The sequence below is a fragment of the Streptomyces sp. NPDC012825 genome, assembly GCF_042900925.1.
GTDB lineage: Bacteria > Actinomycetota > Actinomycetes > Streptomycetales > Streptomycetaceae > Streptomyces.
This window is the reverse complement of record NZ_JBIBBZ010000043.1, coordinates 1-5622: the sequence shown is the minus strand read 5'-3', so window position 1 is coordinate 5622 and position 5622 is coordinate 1. Positions and strand designations below refer to the sequence as shown.

General features: G+C 66.6%; 6 protein-coding genes. 5 read left to right on the top strand and 1 reads right to left on the bottom strand.

The window, feature by feature from the left end:
- Positions 1-368: 368 nt before the first annotated feature.
- From ACFY7E_RS32815 to ACFY7E_RS32795, 5 genes are all read left to right on the top strand, one after another.
- Positions 369-2687 (top strand): NACHT domain-containing protein, encoded by a 2319-nt coding sequence (locus ACFY7E_RS32815; RefSeq protein WP_389491490.1) that lies wholly within the window; start codon positions 369-371, stop codon positions 2685-2687.
- A 145-nt stretch (positions 2688-2832) separates the two neighbouring features.
- Positions 2833-3168, top strand: a complete 336-nt coding sequence (locus tag ACFY7E_RS32810; RefSeq protein WP_389491488.1) for a hypothetical protein — start codon at positions 2833-2835, stop codon at positions 3166-3168.
- Positions 3169-3324: 156 nt separating this feature from the next.
- Positions 3325-3630, top strand: coding sequence for a DUF6247 family protein (locus tag ACFY7E_RS32805; RefSeq protein WP_389491493.1), 306 nt, complete (start codon positions 3325-3327; stop codon positions 3628-3630).
- On the top strand, positions 3627-3887 hold the full coding sequence (locus ACFY7E_RS32800) for a hypothetical protein (RefSeq protein WP_389491486.1): 261 nt from the start codon (positions 3627-3629) through the stop codon (positions 3885-3887). Before ACFY7E_RS32805 ends, ACFY7E_RS32800 begins: the two co-directional genes overlap by 4 nt.
- 305 nt (positions 3888-4192) lie before the next feature.
- Positions 4193-4387, top strand: coding sequence for a hypothetical protein (locus tag ACFY7E_RS32795; RefSeq protein WP_389491483.1), 195 nt, complete (start codon positions 4193-4195; stop codon positions 4385-4387).
- A gap of 156 nt (positions 4388-4543) precedes the next feature.
- Here the strand turns inward: ACFY7E_RS32795 and ACFY7E_RS32790 are convergent, their stop codons facing one another.
- Positions 4544-4747 (bottom strand): cold-shock protein, encoded by a 204-nt coding sequence (locus tag ACFY7E_RS32790; protein ID WP_389491480.1) that lies wholly within the window; start codon positions 4745-4747, stop codon positions 4544-4546.
- Positions 4748-5622: the final 875 nt, after the last annotated feature.

Here is a 5622-nt window from a genome sequence, read left to right as displayed (position 1 = left end):
CCCGTTCGCCACGTCATCCGGCTCTGCCAGTGACAACTATCATGCTTCGGCACACCGCTGTGACTGAGCGCTTCAGTTGGCGAGCGAGCGTACGAGTTGGTGAGTTGAGCGGGCGGCGTCGATAGCTTGGGCGAGCTGGGCGGTGTAGGCGTCGAGAAGTGGCTTCATCTGTTGGTAGAGGGGCACCTTGTTCTGCCGGAGCCAGTGACCGATGGTGAACCGGTCCTGGCCCCATGCATTGTCGAGCCTCGCTGGCCGGGGAAGTGGTGTGTTCCGTGCACCATGGGAAGAGCCCCCACGCCTCAGTACTCCTGCCAGCGGCCGACAACAGGGTTCCGCCCGGGACAGGCTTGATCCATGCTGGCCAGATGCATGATCGAGGACTGAAGAGGCTGGGGGCGGTTGCCTATGTCGCACTGTTGGTGGGTGCGCTCATCTACTTCCAGAACACGACTTTGGATTTGGCAGATCAGAGCGCCAGTGTGATCGGTGCGTTAGTTGCGCTTCTGGGCGTCCCTCCGGTTCTCCGCTCCCTGTGGCGGATGTGGCGCGGAGAGGGTGCGGCTGAGGGGTCGAACCCTGTCCTGGAAGAGGCGGCGGGGCAGCTCGCGGTGGCAGTGCGCAATCAGTGGGATGCCGAGGCTGCGCTGCGGCGGGTCCATGACCCCTATCCGCTGTCGGTTTCCTGGCAGGCCGTGAATGAGGACCTGGCCATTCCGTGGTCGGAGTTGGTGGAGTTGGCCTGTGCCTGGCCGGGCGGGCCGCCCGGGGACCCGGCGCGCTGGCCGCGTGACACAGCAGGGCTGAATGGCCAGGACGGTGCGATCGGGGAGGTGTTCACCGACCGAATCCCCACCCGTCGGCTGGTGATCCTGGGCGAGCCCGGCTCGGGCAAGAGCGTGCTGCTGATCCGGCTGCTGCAGGACCTCCTGGCCCGCCGCACAGAGGACGAGCCCGTGCCTGTCCTCTTTTCCCTCGCCTCTTGGGATCCGCACCAGCCGCTGAAGGGGTGGCTGGCCGACCAGCTGCGCCGCCACTATCCCGGATTGCGCGCCACCGTCATGACCTCCACCAGCGGCACAGCTAGTGATCTCGCCGAGGCGCTGCTGGAGAGTGGACGCATCCTTCCGCTGCTGGACGGCTTCGACGAACTGCCTGAGCATCTGCACCCCCTGGCCTTGGATGCTCTCAATCGTGCTTTACTCGCCGGCCGGGCGCTGGTGCTAGCCGCCCGTTCCGCCGCCTATCGGGCTGCAGTGAGTGGCCTGGGGCCCACGCTCCGCCTCAACGGGGCCGCAGCTGTCCAGCTCCTACCCCTGAATCCCGAGCGTGCCGCCGCATATCTGCGCCGCGACGCGGGCGGCCCACACACTTTTGGCGCCACCCGATGGGACGCAGTTGTCGGCCAGTTGGGCACCGACAACCCGGTCGGGCAGGCCCTGAGCACTCCGCTGGGACTCTTCCTGGCCCGCACCATCTACAACCCCCGCCCCGGCACCGACGGTAACGACGCTGCGCCGCACCCAGATGAGCTTTGCGACCGCCAGATCCTGCCTGACCGCACCGCTGTGGATCAGCACTTGTTCCGGTCCTTCATCCCCGCCGCCTATGCCCCCGACGGGCCGCAACCGCCCCGCTGGAACGCCGCCCAAGCCCAGCATGTCTTCACCTTCCTCGCCCGTTTCCAGGAAACCCGTGGCCACGGCAGCCCCGATCTGGCCTGGTGGGAACTGCCCCGGGCCGTCCCAGCGGGCCTCCAGTGCCTGATGGGCGGGCTCGTGTTCAGCCTCGTGTGGGTGCTCGCGGGTACGGTCGGAGGCTTCTACACGGTCGAAGTGTTGAGCGTCGTCGCAGGCGGAGTCGGGGGCGCAGCCATCGGCAGGCGCACATACCAACGCCCCATCATCACCTTTCTCTTCGGAATGAGTGGTGTCGCCGTCAGCGGGCTCGCGGTTCTGCTCGTCCTCTCGCCGGTGGAACACGCCCTACCCTCGACCTACCCCCCAAACGGGTTCCTTACTGGGATGACACTGGGCTGCCTAATATTCCATCTCTCCAGGCGTTCCGCTGCCCCGAGCGGCGGTCGTCAGCAGCTGCGCGAAGGGCTCGCAAGTGGCCTCTGGGGGCTCACGGTCATCGTGGCCGCGGCCGTCGGCTGGATCCTCACCAGCGGCAATCTGCCCGTGGTGATCCTCGGGGCGCTGGCGAGCGTAGGCGTTATGTACAGGACCAGGTGCAGACTCACACCCAGGACACCTGATGTGACGTCCAGCACCGGGGCGTCGAGACTCTTCGCCTCGGACCGACGTGCCTTCCTCCTGGTAGGCATCATCTTCGCACCGGTGGCCGGAGCTGTTTTCGGGCTCGTATTCACAACCTGGATCGGAGACGCACTCGGCCTGGGTTTCAGTGGCACCGCGGACGAGTTCGGTCTTCGCTCCAGGATTGCACTGGGAATTGCAACCGGGGCAGCGACCGCCCTCGTGCTTGGGATGGCATCAGCAGCCTGGCCCCATTTCGTGATTGCACGCACTTACCTGGCAATGCGCCGTCACGTCCCCCGAGAACTGATGACGTTCCTGCAAGACGCCCACGAACACCGTGGTGTTCTGCGCCAAGTCGGCCCTGTCTACCAATTCCGGCACATCGACCTGCAACGGCACCTCGCCCACAACGCGGAAGGCTGACTGGCTGGAGACGTCTTGCACCGCCCAGCGCACCGTCGCTCCGAAAGCCACCGGATTTCAACCGGCCAAGCACGACGCTCAACTGGACAGCTAAAACGCTCAGTCACACCCGCCCATCGACCGCGACAAGAGCCACCTGACCGCCGTGGGCGAAGAAGCCGTGCACCTGGCCGACGTCCTGGAGGCCCACCCAAGCACCAGCGACGTCACCGACTCCGGCGTCCAGGGCGACATCGTCTTCACCGCAGCCGGGGGCACCTGGGTGCTCGACTTCCAGTCCGGCCTCGACGGCGAGGTCTCCCAGAACCCGAGCGGCGCCCCGACCCCAGCCGACAGCCCCGCCGTCGTGCTGCGCGACGTCGTCGTCCCCGAGCTCCTGACCCACCCCGCCTACCGGGCCGCCGCCGCCGACGGCGACACCCTCACGGTCCACCTGGCCACCGGCCGCCACTACACCCTGACCCTCACCCCAGCCGCCTGACCTCCGTCGGCACACCACGGGCCTGGCCCCGGCATCGCAACTGCCGAAGCAGGCCCTCATGCCGCCCGCTCACCCCGTAGGAGGGATCTGCCCATGACCGCATCCACAGCCACCCGGCGCGCGTACCGTGAGGGGAGGACCCGCCGGGAGGACCAGATGAGCGCACAGCCCGACCACGCACCCCTCACTACCTACGCCCCCGCGCCCGGAGCGCCGGCCGAACTCCTCGCCCAGCTCCGCGCCGACAAACGCGCGACGACGTGGGTGCCGGCCTTCGAGCGCGACTACGCGGCCGCCCTCGAGGAGTCCCGGCGCACGTTCTCCCTGGCCGGGCTCTACGAGGTCGTCCAGGACTGGCAAGGCCGCATCGCGCACGCCCCGGCCGTCGACGCGTTCGTCGCCTCCGGCTACGACGACAGCGACGCCGTCGACCTGGCGGAGCTCCGCCGCCGTCGCGGGTGAGCCCGTCGCCGTACGCGGTCCGTGTCTCTGCCGCGGCCGCCAAGGTCCTCGACGCGCTGCCCGAGCACGCGGCGGACACCGTGTGGGACATCCTCGCTGCGGCCGCGGGCGATCCGTTCGGCTTCCGGCAGTTCGACACCGACGACGATGAGGGCGAAGACGTCCGCTACGCGGCTGTCGGACAGCTCTCCCTCACCTTCTGGATCAACCGGCCTCTGCGCAGCCTGACGGTCCTGAACATCGTCTGGTTCGGGTAGCCGCCAGATGGCGACCCCGCAGCCATCGGCTGCAATCGTCGACGTCCGTCCCCTGGGGCCTAGCCGGGCTCATGACAGTTTTTCGGTCAACTCATCAAGGCCCTCTGGTGCGACGATTCGACATCGATCAGGATGTTTCTGACCGATAGCTTGTGTTTGATCCTCTAGAGGAGACAAATATGCGCGTTTATCGCCGTATTGGTGCTGTCGCGGCATCCTTCGCACTGGCGAGCGGGGGACTGCTGGGACTGACCTCGCAGGCCGTAGCGTCCCCGTCAGCGCTTTCCTGCGGCTCACCCAGTTATTTGGTCGGAAGCGGAGGACACCACGGCGCCTCCATCCGCTGTACCGGTTCGGCGTTCACCGAGTTCATCGACTGCTACAAGTCCGGGTACGGCACCTACCGGCACTTCGGCAACCGCGCGGTATCTGGAGGGACGTCCACCGCCTGGTGTGATGTGAACGCGACCGTCACCCACGTGGGGGTCACTCCCTCCTGATCAGGGCCCAGTCAACCGCGCCCCGTACAACTCCTGCGTCCTGAAAATCGTTTGGTTCGGGTAATCACCCCTGCGACAACGGCCCGGCATCGGCATCGCAACTGCCGGGGCGGGCCGTTTTCGACCGTAGCCACGCCGTATCCACCCGAACAGAGGTCAGATCGCGCGTACCTGCTGGGCCTGCGGTCCCCTGGAGCCCTGGCCGATCTCGAACTCGCCCTGCTGGCCCTCCTCCAGTTGCCGGTACCCGTTGCCCTCGATTTCGGAGTAACGCACGAAGAGGTCCGGGCCGCCGTCGCTCTGCTCGATGAACCCGTAGCCCTTCTCCACGTTGAACCAATTCACGCTGCCCTGAGCCATCGCCCGCCCTTCGTCTCACGATCTGCGGCCACATCGCCGCGGTACGCGCCGATCCTGCACGTCCACTTCCTCCGGCAATGCGTCCGGCACCGGACATTGACCCGATCGAAGGAACCCGATCCGGCCGGACCGGCACGTCTATCAGCAGGTCGACGGCGCTCCTTCGCCCTGTTCACCGACGCGGCGGCGGCAGATAGGGTTCAACCCGCTTCAGACCGCGTTTCACGGCCTCGCACCAGATCTCGCCCGTGGTGAGCACCTTGGCGGCGATCCTGGTGATGGTCCCCAAAGCGCAGCACGACGATGTCGCGGGTGCAGCGCAGCGCAGTATTTGCATGGGCCAGGCGCGACACGGGTGCTGCACCAGCAGCAGGCCTGCCCCGGCCGGGCCAGTGCAGCCAGTTCCTGCACGCTGCTCGGATACTGCTGCAGGCAGCAGCCGTGGGTCAGAGCCTGCTGACCGACGGTGCCGTTCGGCGACACCACTGCAACTACACGGTGGCAGCAGCATCGTGCGAGACGACTTCCGGGATTTTCCCGTAAAGGGGAACGACGCGCGCACGGGTTGGAGCAGCCGCCGGTTGTTCTGGAGAACCAGAACACCATGGCTCTTCTGATGATACCGACCGCCCGGCACACCGCTGACCTGGCACTTTATCTTCCCGAGGAACGGTGTTACAGGTCGCGCACAGCTTCTGGTGGGTCGGACGCCCGTGCTTATCGCTCTCCGGCATTACCGCGCTCACGATGAAGCCGTTTCCGCAGCGTGAACGCCCCGTCAGACGAACCGAACGCCTGACGTGTACCATGTCAGACTCCCTTCACTGTGAACATGGTCTTCTACCCAAGACCTCCCGCCCTCCAGCACCAATAGT

Coding starts and splice junctions, on each gene's coding strand:
- ACFY7E_RS32815 (WP_389491490.1), top strand. CDS start 369: ATGCATGATCGAGGACTGAAGAGGCTGGGGGCGGTTGCCTATGTCGCA.
- ACFY7E_RS32805 (WP_389491493.1), top strand. CDS start 3,325: ATGAGCGCACAGCCCGACCACGCACCCCTCACTACCTACGCCCCCGCG.
- ACFY7E_RS32790 (WP_389491480.1), bottom strand. CDS start 4,747: ATGGCTCAGGGCAGCGTGAATTGGTTCAACGTGGAGAAGGGCTACGGG.